Below are 15,635 nucleotides of genomic sequence, written 5' to 3' on the forward strand. Positions count from 1 at the left end.
CGCAGCACGCGCCCGGGTGAGGAGCCCGTACCGTTTCCAGGCACACGAGCGGTCCCCCGACGCCCCCACCCACCGCACGACCGGGACCGCCGCACGACGAGAAGAGAGCGACCCACCAGTGGACCAGCAGCACCCGCCGAGCACCCCCGCCGCCGACGTCGAGCGGCTCCTGTTCGAGCTCAAGAAGGTCATCGTCGGCCAGGACCGGGCCATCGAGCGGGTGCTGACCTGCCTGCTCGCCGGCGGGCACTGCCTGCTCGAGTCCGTCCCGGGCCTGGCCAAGACCCTGACGGTCGAGACGCTGGCGTCCGCGGTGGGCGGCAGCTTCTCCCGCATCCAGTTCACCCCCGACCTCCTGCCCGCCGACCTCGTCGGCACCCGGATCTACCGGGCCTCGTCCGAGCAGTTCGACGTCGAGCTCGGCCCGGTGTTCGCCAACTTCGTCCTCGCCGACGAGATCAACCGCGCCCCCGCCAAGGTGCAGTCCGCGCTGCTCGAGGTCATGGCCGAGCACCACGTCACGATCGGCGGCAAGCGCTTCGAGGCGCCCGAGCCGTTCCTCGTGCTCGCGACCCAGAACCCGATCGAGTCGGAAGGCGTGTACCCGCTCCCCGAGGCCCAGCGCGACCGCTTCCTCATGAAGGTGGTGCTCGACTACCCGTCGCCCGCCGAGGAGGTCGAGATCGTCCAGCGGATGGGGACGAACCCGCCCTCGGCCGAGCAGGCCCTCACGCTCGAGCAGGTCCAGCAGCTGCAGACCGCGACCGACGAGGTGTTCGTCGACCGCAGCGTGCTCGAGTACGCCGTGAACCTCGTGCTCTGCACCCGGACGCCCGAGAACTTCGGGCTGCCCGAGCTGCGCGCCTTCATCGAGCTCGGGGCCAGCCCCCGCGCCTCGCTCGGCCTCATCCGGGCCGGTCGCGCCCTCGCCCTGCTGCGGGGTCGCTCGTACCTCACACCGCAGGACGTGTTCGACGTGGCGCCCGAGATCATGCGCCACCGCATGCTCCTGTCGTACGAGGCCCTGGCGCAGGACGTCGACGTGGAGCAGGTCCTCGCCCGGGTGCTCGGCACCGTGCCGGCCCCGCGCCTCAGCCCCGCCCAGTCGGGCGGCGACCCCTACTACGGCGGCGGCACCGACGCCGCGGCGTGGAACGCCCCGGCCGCGACCGGCGCCGGCGCGGCGTGGGGGAACGGCCAGCAGTGACCGGGCTCTCCCGCACCCTGGGACTCGTCGGCGACCGCCCGGCCGAGGAGATCCTCCGCCGGCTCACCCTCGACGTGAACCGGAAGCTCGACGGCATGCTGCACGGCGACTTCCTGGGCCTCGTCCCTGGCCGTGGCACCGAGCCGGGCGAGACGCGCGCCTACGAGCCGGGCGACGACGTCCGCCGCATCGACTGGAACGTGACCGCCCGGATGCAGGACCCCTACATCCGCGAGACGATCGCCGACCGCGAGCTCGAGGCGTGGCTGGTCGTCGACCGCTCGGCGCGGCTCGACTTCGGCACCGCCGACTGCGAGAAGCGCGACCTCGTGCTCGCGGCGGCCGCCGGCGTGGGCCTGCTCACGGGGCGCGGCGGCAACCGGGTCGGCGCGCTGATCGTGCGCGGCGACGAGCTCGCCACCGTGCCGCCGCGGCACGGCCGGAGGCACCTGCTCGCGATCCTCGAGCGGATCATGGGCACGCCCCGCGGCGACGGCTCCGGTCGCGCCGACCTCGTCGGCGCCCTGAAGCGGGCCGGCGCGATCGCCCCCCGGCGTGGCCTGGTCGTCGTCCTGTCCGACTTCCTCGAGGACCCCGAGCAGTGGCGGACCGCACTCGGCACCGTGGCGTTGCGGCACCAGGTGCTGTGCATCGAGGTCGTCGACCCCCGGGAGCTCGAGCTCCCGCCCGTCGGCCTGGTGCAGTTCAGCGACCCCGCGACCGGGGGCACGCGCGAGGTCAACACGAACGACCCGGGGACCCGGGCGCGGTACGCCGAGGCGGCCGGTCGCCAGCGGGCGACCATCGCGTCGGCCATCCGGGGCGCCGGCGCCGACCACCTGCAGCTGCGCACCGACGGCGACTGGGTGCTCGACCTGGCCCGCTACGTGTCCCGGCGCCGCCGCCGGGCCGAGCTGGCCGCGACCACGGCCCCGCGGTGACCGGGCCGATGCCCGCACGTGCGGGCGACGACAACGACGACGACGGCGAAGAGGCAGAGCGAGTCGAGATGGGCGAGTCCAGATGAGCGAGTGGTTCCTCCAACCCGAGCGGCTGTGGCTGCTCCTGGTCGTCGTCGGCCTGGCCGCGCTCTACGTCGGCCTCCAGTTCACGAAGCCCCGCTACGCCGTGCGCTTCTCCAACCTGGCCCTGCTGGACTCGGTCGCCCCGAAGCGGCCCGGGTGGCGCCGCCACGTGGTCGCCGGGGCGTTCATCGTCGCCGCGGGCGTGCTGGTCGCCGCGTTCGCCCAGCCGGTGATGACCGAGAAGGTGCCGTCGGAGCGCTCGACGATCGTCCTCGCCATCGACACCTCGCTGTCGATGGCGGCGACCGACGTGTCGCCCAACCGCATCGAGGCGGCCCAGGCGGCGGCCAAGGAGTTCATCGACAAGCTCCCCGACCAGCTCAACGTCGGGCTGATCAGCTTCGCCGGCAGCGCCCAGCTGCTCGTGCCCCCGACCCAGGACCACGCCAAGGTCAACCAGGCGATCGACGGCCTCGAGCTCGACAAGTCGACCGCCATCGGCGACGCCACCAAGCTGGCGGTCCAGGTCATCGAGGACCAGGCCCGCGGCACCGACGGCAAGAAGGTCGACGGGGCGGTCGTGCTCATGTCGGACGGCGAGACGACGGTCGGCCTGCCCACCGCGGACGCCATCCCGATCGCGAAGGACGCCGGCGTCGCCGTGTCGACGATCGCCTACGGCACCCAGGACGGCGAGATCACCGTCGACACCGACGGCGACGGCGTCGGCCAGCGCACCCGGGTGCCGGTGAACGTGGAGGAGCTCCGCGGCCTCGCCGAGGGCACCGGTGGCACGGCCTACACCGCCGAGTCGGCGCAGGACCTGCGCTCGGTGTACTCCGAGCTCGGCTCCACGATCGGCTACGACGAGCAGCAGCAGGACGTGACCTACCGGTTCGTCGGGCTGGGACTCGTGCTGCTGCTGGTCGCCGCGGGCTTCTCGCTCCGCTGGTTCAGCCGCCTGCCCTGAGCCGGCCGGACCCGACCTTCCTCTGGGCCCGGGACACGCTGCGCCCGACCCGGGCGCGAGCCCGACCCGAGCTCGCTCAGTCGAGGACGGTGGCGGCCCGCTCCGACAGGACCTTCGACGAGCCCGCCGGCTCCATCGTGACGCCGTAGAGCACGTCCGCGGCCTCCATCGTGCGCTTTCTGGTGGCTGACGACGATGAGCTGCGCGGCGTCGCGGAACTCGGCGATCAGGTCCAGGAAGCGGTGGAGGTTCACGTCGTCGAGCGCGGCCTCGACCTCGTCCATCACGTAGAAGGGCGAGGGCCGCGAGCGGAACACGGCGAACAGGTACGCGAGGGCCGTCAGCGAGCGCTCGCCGCCCGACAGCAGCGACAGCTTGCGGACGTTCTTGCCCGACGGCCGGGCCTCGAGCTCGATGCCGGTCTCGAGGAGGTTGTCGGGGTCCGTCAGCCGGAGCCGGCCCTGGCCGCCCGGGAACAGCGTCTCGAACAGTGTCGTGAAGTTCGTGCTGACGTCGGCGAAGGCGGCCGAGAACACGTTGACGATCTCCTCGTCGACCGCCTTGATGACCTTCGAGAGCTCCCGGCGGGTCTGGCGGATGTCCTCGAGCTGACCCTCGAGGAACGTGTGGCGCTCCGACAGCTCCTCGTACTCCTGGAGGGCGAGCGGGTTGATCGGTCCCATGAGGCGGAGCTCGCGCTCCAGCTCGCGCACGCGTGCCGGCGCGGACACGCCGTCGGGCAGCAGCGGGCACTCGGCCGCCATCGCCACGTCCGGTTCGGTGTCGAGGTCGTGGCGCAGCTGCTCGGTGGCGGCGTCGAGGCGCATCCGGGCCTCGGCATCGGAGATCTCGGCCTTCTGGAGCCGGGCGCGAGCCTCCTCGAGCGAGCGCTCCGCGGCGCTGCGCTCCTGGCGGAGGCCGTCGAGGAGGTTGGTCACCTCCCGGGTCGCCTCGGACTGGCGCCGGCGCTCCTCCCGGAGCGACTCGAGCGTGGGCTCGACCACCTGCAGGCGATCGGCGACGAACGCCTGCAGCCGCTCGGTCGCGGCGACCCGCGCCTCGAGCAGCACGCGGCGGTCGGCGGCGGCGGCGACCTCGGCCTGGTTGCGGGCCAGTCGCTCGCCGATCTGCTCGAGCCGTGAGCCCACGTAGCGGCGGCGCTCGTCCAGCGCAGCGACCCGCACCTCGAGATCGGTCCGACGGGCCTGGACGTCGCCGGCCCGGGCGTCGAGCTGCTCCCGCGCCTGGGCCATGCGCCGGGCCTGCTCGCCCAGCTCGGCCTCGGCCGCCTCGAGGTTCGGCAGCTGCTCGGCGAGCTCGGCGACCCGCACCTCCTCGCGGGCGAGGCGGTCGACGAGCTCGGTCAGGTGGGCGCCGAGCGCCTCGAGCTCTCCGGTGGCCTCCTCGGCGTCGCGGTCGAGGCGCTCGACCTCGTCGGCCAGCCGCCGGCGGTCGGCCGCCGCCTGGTCGCGGCCCCGGTGCGCCTCCTGCTCGACCCGGCGGGCCTCGGCGACCGTCGACCGGGCCGCCTCGACCTCGCGGCGGGCGCGGTCGCGGGCCTCGGCGGTCTGCTCGGCCCGGTGCCTCGCCTCGTCCAGCGCCGCGCCGGTGGCGCCGGCGCTGGCGGCCCGGAGCCGCCACCCCGCCGATCCGAAGCGGTCACCGCGGCGGGTCACGACCACCGCGGTCGGCGAGGAGAGCGATGCCGCGACCGCGGCGTCGAGGTCGCCGTCGACGACCACGGCGCCGGCGAGCAGCGCATCGAGCACCGCCTCGATCCCGCCGGCGGCGGGACCGGCACCGGCGGCGGCCCGCACGTGGCGGCGCACCGGGTCACCGATCGACGCCGGCGCGGCGGCGGGGGAACCGCCACCGACGGAGCCGAGCGCGAGCACCGCGCCGCGGTGGTCGCCGGCCTCGAGCGCGACGAGCGCCCGACGTCCGGCGTCGACGTCGGCCACGACGACCGCGCCGAGCGCCTCGCCGGCGGCGGCCTCGAAGGCCTCCTCCCAGCCGGCGTCGACGTCGACGAGGTCGAGCAGCGTGCCGAGGACGCCGTCGAGCCCGGCCAGGCGCTCGGCGCCGGCGCGCTGGCGGGCTTCGTCGAGCGCCATCGAGAGGGCCTCGACCCGCGCGGCCCAGGCCGACGCGTCGGCCTCGGCGTCGGTCGCCGCCGTCTCGGCGCGCGCCAGGGCCTCCTCGGCCTGCACGCGACCGGACGCGGACTCCTCCAGGGCGCGCTCGTGGCCCGGCGCCGCGTGCTCGGCCTCGTCGACCGCCGCCGCGGTCGCGTCGCGCTCGGCCCGCAGCCGCTCGACCCGCTCGCCGAGCGAGGTGCGCCGCAGGGCGAGGCGCTCCCGGTCGGCCCCCGTCCGCTCGATCGCGGAGCGCAGGGCCGCCAGCTCGCCCCGGACGGCCGACGCCTCGCCGGACGGGGCGGCCACGCCCTCGCCCCACTCGTCGGCGAAGGCCTGCCGGCGGCCGGCCAGGTCGGCCTCGAGCTCGTCGAGCGTCGAGAGCTCGTCGGTCACCGCCACGCCGTCGCGCTCGATCTGCTCGGCCTCGGTCGACAGCTCGTGGTGCTCGGCCTCGAGGGAGGCGACGACGGCGGCGTCGACCGACGCACCGAGCTCGCGGTCGAGGTTGCGGCGCCGCTCGGCCAGCAGGGCCAACTGGCCTCGGCCCTTCTCGGCCAGCTTCTCGTAGCGGACGAGCACGTCGCCCAGGTCCCGGCCGCCGAGCGCCGACAGCTGCGCCTCGGCGGCGACGATGCGGGCGTCGAGGTCCGACAGGACGGCCCGCAGCCGCTGGTCCTCGCCGCGCAGCTCGGCCTGCGAGCGCGACGACTCCTCGAGCTGGCTGCGGAGCCGCAGCAGCTCACGACCGGCGAGGTGGATGCGCAGGGCGCCGAGCTCCGCGACGAGGTCGCCGTGGCGCCGGGCTGCGTCGGCCTGGCGCTCGAGCGGGCGGAGCTGGCGTCGCACCTCGCGCAGGAGGTCGTTGATGCGCGTGAGGTTGGCCTCGGTGGCCTGCAGCCGGCGCTCGGCGCGCTCCTTGCGGCGCCGGTACTTCAGGACGCCAGCCGCCTCCTCGATGATCAACCGCCGCTCCTCGGGGCGGGCGTTGAGGACGCCGTCGATGTTGCCCTGCGAGATGATCACGTGCTGCTGGCGGCCGACGCCGCTGTCGGACAGCAGCTCCTGGATGTCGAGCAGGCGGCAGGGCACGCCGTTGATCGCGTACTCGCTGTCGCCGGAGCGGAACAGCAGGCGGGTGATCGTCACCTCGGTGAACTCGATGGGCAGCAGCCCCGCCGAGTTGTCGATCGTGAGCGAGACCTCGGCCCGGCCCAGCTGCGGCAGCTTCGACGTGCCGGCGAAGATGACGTCGTCCATCTTCTGGGAGCGGACGGCGGACGGGGCCTGGGCGCCGAGCACCCACCCGATCGCGTCGACCACGTTCGACTTGCCGGAGCCGTTCGGCCCCACCACCACCGTCACGCCGGGTTCCAGCGTCAGCGTCGCCGCCTCCGCGAAGGACTTGAACCCCTTGATCTGCAGCGTCTTGAGGAACACAGCTCTCCTGGACGGTCGGTCCCGGCCCGTGGACGGGTCAGACCTGGGTCTGTTCGCAGTAGTACGTGTAGCCGCTGCCGAAGCGGGCCTTGACGATCGGCCCCCGCGCCCGGGGGCTCATCTCCCCGTCCCGCTTGTACACGGTCAGGTACTCGCCGTACTCCCCCGGCTTGCCCGAGAGCTGCACCCACCCGTCCTCGCCGAGCGTGGTGCCACCGTACTTGACCGCCTCGTGGACGGTCTCCACGACGGCCCGGTACAGGCGCCGGATCTCCTGGGCGGAGAGGCTGGTGGTCTGGCGGTCGTAGCGGAGCCCCGCGTGGAACAGCACCTCGTCGGAGTACATCGGGCCGATGCCCACCAGGAAGGTCGGGTCCATCAGCACCGACTTCAGCTTCCCGTCGCGGCGCAGCAGCTGCTCGCCGAACGTGGTCCACGAGATCGGCTCGTCGACTGCGTCGAGCCCGAGCGTGGCGAGCTCGGGGTGCGCCTCGTCGAGGCCGTCGACGGGCAGCAGCTCGACGTTCGAGCCCTTCTTCGGGTCGACCAGGCGCAGCTGGCCGCCCTGGGTGAAGGTGATCACGAGCCCGGTGCCGGTCTCGGTCGGGTCCTTCGCCTGCACCTTGAGGAGCCGCGCCTTGTCGCCGAGGGACAGCACCAGCAGGTGGGTGTCCTCGACGCCCAGCACGAGCAACGTGCCCTTGCGGTCGACGCTCGTGATCTTGGCCCCGGTGAGCGCGGTGGTGAACGCCTTCTTCGACGGCGTTGACACGAAGCCCGTGCCGGGCGCCTCCACCGCCTTCACCTTCTTGTCGTCGACCTCGCGCTCGAGGTCGCGGCGCAGCAGCTCCAGCTCCGGCAGCTCAGGCATCTGTTCTCCCCTCCCGACGGTCCGGGTCCGGACCGTCGCCGTCGGACGACCCGTCCGGGTCGGCCGACAGGTGTTCGGTGGCCTCGCGGGCGGCTGCCTGCTCGGCCTCCTTCTTCGTGCGGCCCTCGCCGCTCCCCCACCGCTCGCCCCCCAGTCGGACGACGGCCCGGAACACCTTCTCGTGCTCGGGCCCCTCCTCGGTCAGCTCGTAGCGCGGCAGCTCGCCGAAGCGGTGCGCCGCCACCTCCTGCAACCGTGACTTGTGGTCGCTCGCGACATCGCCGGACACGACGCCGTCGATCCGCTCGTCGAGCAGGCCGAGCACGACCGAGCGCGCGGCCTCGATGCCGCCGTCCAGGTAGACGGCGCCGATGACGCCCTCCATGGCGTCGGCCAGGATCGACGTCTTCGAGCGGCCGCCGGTCGCCTCCTCGCCCTTGCCGAGCAGCAGCACGTCGCCGAGGCCGACCGAGCGGGCGACGCCGGCGAGCGCGTTGGCCGACACGAGCTCCGAGCGGCGACGGGCGAGCACGCCCTCGCTCGAGCGGGGGGAGCTCCGGTACAGGTGGTCGGTCACCACGACGCCGAGCACCGCGTCGCCCAGGAACTCGAGGCGCTCGTTGGACTCGACCGCGCCGTGCTCCGCGCACCACGAGCGGTGCCGGAGGGCGAGGTCGAGCAGGTCCTCGTCGTCGAAGCGGTACCCGATCCGACGGCAGAGCGCGTCGCGGGGCGGTTCGTCGACGGCGACGTCGGTGCCCGATGGAGGGTTCGTGCCCGGCGCAGCGCTGGTGGCCGACTCAGAGCCGGGCGAGGACGTAGTCGACGGCATCGCGCACGGTCTTCAGGTCCTCGAGGTCCTCGTCCTCGATGCGGAATCCGACGCTGCGCTCCCCCAGCTCGTCCTCCAGTGCCTCCACCAGCTCGATCAGCGCGAGGGAGTCGGCGTGCAGGTCCTCGGCGAACGAGTCGCCCTCGTCGATCGTCGACGGGTCGATCTCGAGGATGTCGGCGAGGCGGTCCTTCACGAGCTGCAGGACCTCCGGCCGCTCGATGGGGCCCTGTTGGACGTGCGTCTCCGCAGGCACGGTCGCTGCTGCTCTCCTCTGTCGGACCACGGGGACCGGCCCCGGGTCGTGTGGCCGGTCACTGTAACCGCGCTCCGGTCCACGCGGCGGCGATCCCCGCCGCCGCGGCGAGCGCGCTGAACGTCGTTCAGTCGACGTCGATGGCCTGGCGGCCGCCGTACCAGCCGCAGTTCCCGCACACCACGTGGGGCTGCTTGACGGCGTTGCACCGGGGACAGACGCTGCGAGACGGCGCCTTGAGCGTCCAGTTGGACGCCCGGCGGCTGCGGCTCTTCGCCTTGGAGGTCTTCTTCTTGGGAACTGCCATCGTTGGTCTCTTCGCGCGTGGGTGAGGCGGACTCGTGGTGACGGCCGGCCGGACCGTCGGGGACGTCGCGGGTCTGCCCGCGCCCGTCCGGCGGGCGACGGATCACTCTAGCGGATCATCCGGGGCCGGGTCGAAGCGCAGCTCGTCGAGCGCCGACCACCGGGGGTCGGCCGGCTTGTCGGCGCTGCCCTCGGTCGACACGGGGAAGTGCTCGGGGTCGGGACCGGCGCAGTCCTCCCGGCACAGCGGGGCCAGCGGGAGCGCGAGCACGGCGGCGTCGTGAACCACCGGGCCCAGGTCGACCACGTCGCCGTCGAGCGGCAGCAGGTCCTCGTCGACCGGCGAGTCCGAGAACACCTCGCGCAGCTCGACCTCGGCGGTCCCGCTCGTGTCCTCCAGGCAGCGACGGCACGGGCCCTGCCACGGCACGCGGAGCGTCCCGGTCACCGTCACGCCGTCGGACAGCGACTCGAGCACGACGTCGAGGTGGCCGGGGGCCCCGGGCGGGACCTCGGCGGTGCTGACGGCGATGCCGTCGAGGTCGACGTCGCGGTCGACCTCCATGCGGTCGCCCGGGTGACGGCGCAGCTCGGCGACGCCGATCCGCAGACCGGCGACCGTGGCCGCCATCAGGACTCCTGGTCGAAGACCGCCGGGTTCGAGCCCGTCGGCGGGTCGTCGAGGTCCGCCAGCTCGGCCTCCTCGATGCGGGGCGCGGCGAGCTTGTCGCGACCGACGGCCACCGACTTGGCGATGCGGGCCAGCACGTTCTCGAAGCTCGCCAGCTTCTGGTCGCAGTAGTCCTCGGTCTCCCGGCGCATGCGGCGCGAGGTCGCCTCGGCGTCCTCGACGATCTGCCGGGCCCGCAGCTCCGCGGCCTTCACCACCTCGGTGCGCTGCACCATCTGGGCGACGCGGCTGCGGGCGTCCTCGATCAGGTCCTCGCCCTCGCGACGCGTGCGGGCCAGGAAGTCCTCGCGCTCCTTCAGCAACCAGCGCGCCGAGCGCAGCTCGTCGGGCAGGCGGGACACCGCGTCGTCGAGCAGCTCGAGGAGCTCCTCGCGGTTGACGCGGACCGACGCCGACATGGGCATGCCCGGCGCGGCGTCGATGATCGCGACGACGCGCTCCAGGATCTCCTGGGCCTCGGGCATCCGGTACTGGTCGCCGCCGGCGCTGCGGCGCGGCGTGGGCTGGGGTCGGCGGGGCTGCTCGCCCGCGCCGGCGCGCTCGCCCTGCGGTGCCTGTCGACGCGGATCGTCGGCCGGAGTGCTCATCGGGTACCTCCGAAGCGGACCTTGAGCCGGTCGGCGACCGGCCCCGGCACCATGGTCTCCACGTTCCCCCCGAAGCGGGCGACCTCGCGGATGAGCTTGGACGCCAGGAACGAGTTCTTCGATGCCGACGGGATGAAGAGGGTGTCGACGCCGGAGATCGATCGGTTCATCTGCGCCATCTGCAGCTCGGACTCGAAGTCCGACACGGCGCGCAGCCCCTTGACGATGAAGTGGGCGCCGACGTCGCGGGCGAGGTCGACCACGAGCGACGAGAACATCGTGACCTCGACGTTGTCGAGGTGGGCGAGCGACTCCTCGATGAGCTGCTGGCGCTCCTCGAGCGAGAACAGCGGCTCGCCCTTCTGCGGGTTCCGCATGGCCGCGACCACGATGCGGTCGAAGAGCCGTGCGGCCGTCTCGACGATCTCCACGTGGCCGTTGTGGATCGGGTCGAAGGAGCCCGGGTACAGGACGGTGGTCACCGCGCGGATCCGGGATCGGCCGGTCCGCGGGCGGGTCCGGGATCGGCGGGTCCTCGGGCGGACCGGGAGGGAGGCTGGCCCTGGAACGACAACATCGCCACCACCGTACCGCCGTACCGACGCTCCCTCAGGATGCCCCCTCCGAGCTCCGCCAGCCGCTCCCTCACCTCGTCCTCGATCGACCGGTCGCTCTCGACCACGACGACGGCGTCGGGTGACAGCGCCGGCCGCAGCGCGACCATGAGATCGCCCCACCGGTCGAAGGAGTAGGGCGGATCGGCGAGCACCAGGTCGACGGGGCCGCCGAGCGCGCGAGCGCCGTCACCGCCGCGCAGGACGTCGAGCGCGTCGCGGCGCAGGACGGTCGCCGACGCGGCGAACCCGGTGGCGTCGAGGTTGGCCCGGACCGCGTCGATCGAGGCGGGGGACGAGTCGACGAAGGTGACGTGGCCGGCACCCCGGCTGAGCGCCTCGACCCCGAGCGCCCCGGACCCGGCGAACAGGTCGAGGACGGTGGCACCCCGCAGCGCGTCGAGCGACCCCAGCGCGTTGAACACCGACTCCCGGACGCGATCCAGCGTGGGGCGGACGTCGCGGCCCGGCGGGGTGACCAGGCGGCGACCCCGGGCGGTGCCGGCGACGACTCTCACGGGCCCAGTCTCGCCGAGCGCGCCCGCCCTGCCCGCCGCGGCGGCGCACGGCGCCTCAGCCCAGGATCGCCGACGGCGGCAGCGTCGGCAGCGACGACTCGGGCGCGACCGCGATCACGAACGCCATCCCGTCCTCGACGATCGGGACCTCGGCGGGGTCGTCGACGACGGTGCGGACGTGCTCCCCGGTCGCCACGGCGTCGGCCGTGTACACCCAGAGCTGCACCTCGGCGGGTGTGCCACCGCACGTGGCGTCAGGGCCGAACGTGCGGCCGGCGACCGCCACGCCCGTGCCGCCGACGTCGATCCGGCCCGGGCTCGTGGCGGCGGGGAACGAGACGCTGCCGTCACCGAGCTCGATCCCGGCCTGGCTCGCCAGCCGGCCGATCGTCGCCCGGTGGCCGGCGACCGCGCCCGTCGGCGGCGCCACCGTGAAGCCGCCGGCGCCGTCGGTCGTGATCCCCGACGCCGCGGACCCGTCGTCGGGCGTCGACGCGGCGGGCGGGGCGAGGAACCGTCCGCACACGTCGAGGCCGAGGTGCCCGGAGAAGGTCTCGCCGACCCCCGGGCCCTGCCCGAGCGAGGCGAGCTCCGCGGCGGTCGTCACCTCGGGCGCCATGCCGGGGTGCATGCCGTCACCGCCGTCGTGGCCCGCCCCCGGTGCCGCCGGTGTCGTGGGCGGGGCGGCCGGGGCGTCGCCGCCGCCGCACGACGCGGCGAGCAGCACGACCGTGGCAGCGGTCGCGGCGACGAGCAGGATCGGGGTGAGGGCGCGTCGGGAGATCACCCCTCGATCGTGGGCCCGACGCGGGCGTCGGCCACAGGGTCGGAGGTCCCGAAACCGCGGCACCACCGGACCGCCCGGAGGGGTCAGGACTTGAGGAGGAAGTCCTCCTCCTCGGGGGCGAGCAGCACGTCGAGCTCCTCGACCAGGCGCGGGTGGTCGTCGAGACCAGAGCCGTCACCGACCAGGGCGAGCGCCTCGTCGCGCGCGATCTCGACCCACTGCCGGTCGTGGCGCAGCGAGGCCAGCTTGAGGTCGCTGCGCCCCCGCTGGCGCTCTCCGAGCACCGCGCCCTCGCCGCGCAGCTCCAGGTCGACCTCGGCCAGCTCGAAGCCGTCGGTGCTGCGCACCATCGCCTCGAGGCGCTCCTCGCCATCGGGGGTGAGGACGCCGTGGGCCACGAGGACGCACCAGCTGGGGGCGTCGCTCCGGCCCACCCGGCCGCGGAGCTGGTGCAGCTGTGCGATGCCGAACCGGTCGGCGTCGAGGACCACCATCACGGTGGCCTCGGGCACGTCGACGCCGACCTCGATCACGGTCGTCGCGACGAGGACGTCGAGCGCGCCCGTCCGGAACCCCTCCATGACCTCGGCCTTCTCGGGCGCCTTCATGCGCCCGTGCAGCAGCCCGAGCCGCAGCCCCTGGAGCTCCCCCGTGGCCAGCCGTTCGTAGGTCTCCTCGGCGGACGAGGCCTCCAACTTGGGCGAGTCCTCGATGAGCGGACAGACGACGTAGGCGCGTCCGCCGGCGGCGACCTGGTCGCGGACCAGCTGCCACGCATCGGCCTCGGCCTCGTCGGTGCGGGCCCATGAGGTGGTGATCGGCACCCGGCCCGGCGGCAGCTCGTCGAGGACCGTCGTGTCGAGGTCGCCGTACACGGTCATGGCCGCCGTCCGCGGGATGGGCGTGGCCGTCATCACGAGCACGTCGGGCACCGTGCCGTCGGCGTTGGCGTCACGCAGCGCGGCGCGCTGCTCGACGCCGAAGCGGTGCTGCTCGTCGATCACGACGACGCCGAGGGAGCGGAACTCGACCGCGTCCTGGATGAGGGCGTGCGTGCCGATGACGATGTCGACCGTGCCGTCGGCGAGCCCGGCCAGCGTGCGCCGCCGCTCGGCGGCCGGCGTGCGGTTCGTGAGCAGCGCGATGCCGAGCGGCCGCTCGCCGAGCAGCGTGTCGCCGCCGTCGGTGAGGGTCACGTCCTGGAGCTGGTCGCGCACGCCGACGGCGTGCTGCTCGGCCAGCACCTCGGTCGGGGCCATCAGCGCGCCCTGGTGGCCGCCCTGCACCGCGGTGAGGAGCGCGGCCATGGCGACGACGGTCTTGCCCGAGCCGACGTCGCCCTGCAGCAGCCGGTGCATCGGCACGGGCCCGGCGAGGTCGTGGCGGATCTCAGCGATCGCCCGGGCCTGCGCGCCGGTCAGGTCGTACGGGAGCCCGCCGAGGTAGCGGGCGACCAGCCCGGGGGCCGCCGCGCGGTCGTCGCCGTCGTCGACGACGTGGCGGATGCCGAGCGAGGCCGCCTCGATCTCGCGCTTGCGCCGCACGAGCGCCAGCTGCAGGCGGAAGAGCTCGTCGAAGACCAGGCGGCGCCGGGCGACGACCTCCTCGGCCATCGACGACGGGGCGTGGATGCCGGCGTACGCGTCCTGGCGGCCGACGAGGTCGTGGCGGTCGAGGACGTCCTCGGGCACCGGGTCGTCGATGCCGCGCTCGCGGCTGCGGCGCAGCACCTGCGCCGACCACTCCCCCAGCTCCCACGTGCTCAGCCGGGCTTTCTCGGACTGCGGGTAGATCGGCACGATGCGCCCGGTGCGCCCGCCCTTCGGGTCACCGATGACGTCGACGATCGGGTTCGTCATCTGGCGCTGGCCGCGGAACACCTCGATGCGGCCGAACATCGCCACCTCGAGGCCGGCATCGCCCGGCCCCACGCCCGCCGACGAACGCCCCGTGAGCTGCTTCTCGCGCCACGGCTGGTTGAAGAAGGTGCACCGCAACGACCCGCTGCCGTCGCGGACCTCGGCCACGACGATGACCCGACCGCCCCGGATGCGCCGGGACGACACCGACCCGATCCGGCCGAGCACGAGCGCCTCCTCGCCCTCGGCGAGGTCCTGGATGCGCGCTTCCCGCGTCCGGTCCACGTAGCGGCGCGGGTAGTAGGTCAGCAGGTCGAGCAGGGACTCGATGCCGAGCGTGCGCAGCCCCTCGAGCTTGCGCGGACCGACGCCCGACAGGAGCTCGACGCCCATGGCCGACAGGTCGACGAGCGTGATCGGCGGACGGTCGCTCACGGGCACAGTCCACCACGCCGCACCGACGCCCTCGGTCGTCGCTCCCGAGGGCGACGACGGCGGGGGCTCAGGGCCCCGTCGACGCGACCCCGATGTGCAGCTCGGACAGCCGTCCGGCGCCGGCCAGCGCCTCGACCACCGCGCCGGGCAGCGCGGTCACGGCGTCGACCGTCCAGCGGTCCGCCGCCACCTCGAACACCAGGCGGTCGGAGAGCTCGTGCACGACGACCTCGAGGTCGGCGGCCGCCTCGATGTCGGGCACCGGCGGCGTGACCCGGCAACGCACGACGAACCGCTGGCCGACGACGTCGACCGGCGGCGCGACCTGGTCGGGGGGCGGCTCGGGCAACGGGTCGCCCGCCACCACCGCGGCGAGCGAGTCGAGCACCAGCAGGAACCCGGCCGCGGCGGCGTCCACGGTGCCGCGCTCGGACAGGCGGGCGTCGACGAGCGGCCCCTGCTCGAGCTCCACGAGCCCGGCCTCGGCCGCCGAGACCAGCACCTCGGAGAGGTCGCCGCCGCCGTCCGACGCGTCGAGCGCCCCGTCGGCCGCGGCCGACATCACCGCGAGCAGGCAGCCGGGGTGGGTGCCGTCGTCCGCCTCGGTCACGCGCTCGGCCCCGGCCTCGAGGGCGAGCGCCAGGCGCGCCCCGTCGACGCGGTCGGCGTTGCGGAGCGCGTCGCCGGCGCCGGCGAGGAAGCCGGCGAGGCGGTGCCCGGCGGCCGTGCGGGCCGACCTCGTCGCGCCGTCGGCGAGGCCCCGGCACACCGTCGAGAGGTCCCGTCCGTCGCCTGCGGCCTCGCACCCGCCGAGCAGCGTGGTCGCGAGGTCGGTCCCGGGACCGGGGGTCCGGTCGTCGCCGAGGCCGTCGAGGTCACGGCCGTCGGCGCCGTCGAGCAGCTCCGCGTCCCAGTCGAAGGTGACGTCGAGCCGATCGAGCGCCTCGGCGTGCTGGTCGAGCACGGTGGCACAGGCCCGCATCGCCCCGAGGAACTCGGCGGGGGCCATGCTCTCCGGGGTGGTGGTCCGCAGCGCCGAGCCGGCCATGCCGCCAGCCTAGTGACGTGCCCCCGGCCGGGGGTCCCGGATCGCGGGCGGGAC

The 15,635-nt window shown here is 74.3% G+C and carries 15 protein-coding genes; 3 read left to right on the forward strand and 12 right to left on the reverse strand.

Features of this window, described 5'->3' with window-relative positions; all coding sequences use genetic code 11:
- The first annotated feature begins 16 nt into the window (after nt 1-16).
- The 3 genes from LH044_RS04970 (at nt 17) to LH044_RS04980 (ending at nt 3,202) form a co-directional block, all read left to right on the forward strand.
- The gene (locus LH044_RS04970; RefSeq protein WP_374210542.1) at nt 17-1,207 is read left to right on the forward strand and encodes an AAA family ATPase; all 1,191 of its coding nucleotides are present in this window, start codon (nt 17-19) and stop codon (nt 1,205-1,207) included.
- On the forward strand, nt 1,204-2,148 hold the full coding sequence (locus tag LH044_RS04975) for a DUF58 domain-containing protein (RefSeq protein WP_227758691.1): 945 nt from the start codon (nt 1,204-1,206) through the stop codon (nt 2,146-2,148). Before LH044_RS04970 ends, LH044_RS04975 begins: the two co-directional genes overlap by 4 nt.
- Nucleotides 2,149-2,230: 82 nt before the next feature.
- Nucleotides 2,231-3,202: a VWA domain-containing protein gene (locus tag LH044_RS04980; protein WP_227758692.1), complete on the forward strand. Its 972-nt coding sequence runs from the start codon at nt 2,231-2,233 to the stop codon at nt 3,200-3,202.
- On the opposite strand, the gene smc is transcribed toward LH044_RS04980, so the two are convergent.
- The 12 genes from smc to LH044_RS05040 all read right to left on the reverse strand — a co-directional run bounded on the left by smc (nt 3,121) and on the right by LH044_RS05040 (nt 15,581).
- Nucleotides 3,121-6,777 carry a chromosome segregation protein SMC gene (smc, locus tag LH044_RS04985; RefSeq protein WP_227758693.1) on the reverse strand — a complete coding sequence of 1,219 codons (3,657 nt, stop codon included), beginning with the start codon at nt 6,775-6,777 and terminating at the stop codon, nt 3,121-3,123. The two genes, LH044_RS04980 and smc, sit on opposite strands and share 82 nt — an antisense overlap.
- A 37-nt stretch (nt 6,778-6,814) precedes the next feature.
- Nucleotides 6,815-7,648 (reverse strand): Fpg/Nei family DNA glycosylase, encoded by an 834-nt coding sequence (locus LH044_RS04990; RefSeq protein ID WP_227758694.1) that lies wholly within the window; start codon nt 7,646-7,648, stop codon nt 6,815-6,817.
- Nucleotides 7,641-8,480: a ribonuclease III gene (rnc, locus tag LH044_RS04995; RefSeq protein WP_227758695.1), complete on the reverse strand. Its 840-nt coding sequence runs from the start codon at nt 8,478-8,480 to the stop codon at nt 7,641-7,643. The genes LH044_RS04990 and rnc overlap by 8 nt, the downstream gene beginning before the upstream one ends.
- The gene (locus tag LH044_RS05000) at nt 8,449-8,736 is read right to left on the reverse strand and encodes an acyl carrier protein (RefSeq protein WP_227758696.1); all 288 of its coding nucleotides are present in this window, start codon (nt 8,734-8,736) and stop codon (nt 8,449-8,451) included. The genes rnc and LH044_RS05000 overlap by 32 nt, the downstream gene beginning before the upstream one ends.
- A gap of 127 nt (nt 8,737-8,863) precedes the next feature.
- Nucleotides 8,864-9,043 carry a 50S ribosomal protein L32 gene (rpmF, locus tag LH044_RS05005; RefSeq protein WP_227758697.1) on the reverse strand — a complete coding sequence of 60 codons (180 nt, stop codon included), beginning with the start codon at nt 9,041-9,043 and terminating at the stop codon, nt 8,864-8,866.
- Between the two features lie 102 nt (nt 9,044-9,145).
- Nucleotides 9,146-9,673, reverse strand: a complete 528-nt coding sequence (locus LH044_RS05010; protein WP_227758698.1) for a YceD family protein — start codon at nt 9,671-9,673, stop codon at nt 9,146-9,148.
- A complete protein-coding gene (locus LH044_RS05015) occupies nt 9,673-10,320 on the reverse strand; it encodes a hypothetical protein (protein ID WP_227758699.1) in 648 nt (215 codons plus the stop codon). The genes LH044_RS05010 and LH044_RS05015 overlap by 1 nt, the downstream gene beginning before the upstream one ends.
- On the reverse strand, nt 10,317-10,802 hold the full coding sequence (gene coaD / locus LH044_RS05020; protein WP_227758700.1) for a pantetheine-phosphate adenylyltransferase: 486 nt from the start codon (nt 10,800-10,802) through the stop codon (nt 10,317-10,319). The genes LH044_RS05015 and coaD overlap by 4 nt, the downstream gene beginning before the upstream one ends.
- On the reverse strand, nt 10,799-11,452 hold the full coding sequence (gene rsmD / locus LH044_RS05025) for a 16S rRNA (guanine(966)-N(2))-methyltransferase RsmD (RefSeq protein WP_227758701.1): 654 nt from the start codon (nt 11,450-11,452) through the stop codon (nt 10,799-10,801). Before rsmD ends, coaD begins: the two co-directional genes overlap by 4 nt.
- 55 nt (nt 11,453-11,507) lie before the next feature.
- Nucleotides 11,508-12,239 carry a hypothetical protein gene (locus LH044_RS05030; RefSeq protein WP_227758702.1) on the reverse strand — a complete coding sequence of 244 codons (732 nt, stop codon included), beginning with the start codon at nt 12,237-12,239 and terminating at the stop codon, nt 11,508-11,510.
- Between the two features lie 83 nt (nt 12,240-12,322).
- Nucleotides 12,323-14,533 carry an ATP-dependent DNA helicase RecG gene (gene recG / locus LH044_RS05035; RefSeq protein WP_227758703.1) on the reverse strand — a complete coding sequence of 737 codons (2,211 nt, stop codon included), beginning with the start codon at nt 14,531-14,533 and terminating at the stop codon, nt 12,323-12,325.
- A 67-nt stretch (nt 14,534-14,600) separates the two neighbouring features.
- Nucleotides 14,601-15,581 (reverse strand): DAK2 domain-containing protein, encoded by a 981-nt coding sequence (locus tag LH044_RS05040; protein WP_227758704.1) that lies wholly within the window; start codon nt 15,579-15,581, stop codon nt 14,601-14,603.
- Nucleotides 15,582-15,635 lie beyond the last annotated feature (54 nt).

The organism is Dermatobacter hominis (genome assembly GCF_020715685.1).
Taxonomy (GTDB): Bacteria; Actinomycetota; Acidimicrobiia; order Acidimicrobiales; family Microtrichaceae; genus Dermatobacter; species Dermatobacter hominis.

What these genes read in the sequence shown, in the direction of transcription:
- LH044_RS04980 (WP_227758692.1), top strand. Translation starts at nt 2,231, where the DNA reads ATGAGCGAGTGGTTCCTCCAACCCGAGCGGCTGTGGCTGCTCCTGGTC.
- LH044_RS04990 (WP_227758694.1), bottom strand. Translation starts at nt 7,648, where the DNA reads ATGCCTGAGCTGCCGGAGCTGGAGCTGCTGCGCCGCGACCTCGAGCGC.
- rnc (WP_227758695.1), bottom strand. Translation starts at nt 8,480, where the DNA reads ATGCCGTCGACTACGTCCTCGCCCGGCTCTGAGTCGGCCACCAGCGCT.
- rpmF (WP_227758697.1), bottom strand. Translation starts at nt 9,043, where the DNA reads ATGGCAGTTCCCAAGAAGAAGACCTCCAAGGCGAAGAGCCGCAGCCGC.
- LH044_RS05010 (WP_227758698.1), bottom strand. Translation starts at nt 9,673, where the DNA reads ATGGCGGCCACGGTCGCCGGTCTGCGGATCGGCGTCGCCGAGCTGCGC.
- LH044_RS05015 (WP_227758699.1), bottom strand. Translation starts at nt 10,320, where the DNA reads ATGAGCACTCCGGCCGACGATCCGCGTCGACAGGCACCGCAGGGCGAG.
- LH044_RS05040 (WP_227758704.1), bottom strand. Translation starts at nt 15,581, where the DNA reads ATGGCCGGCTCGGCGCTGCGGACCACCACCCCGGAGAGCATGGCCCCC.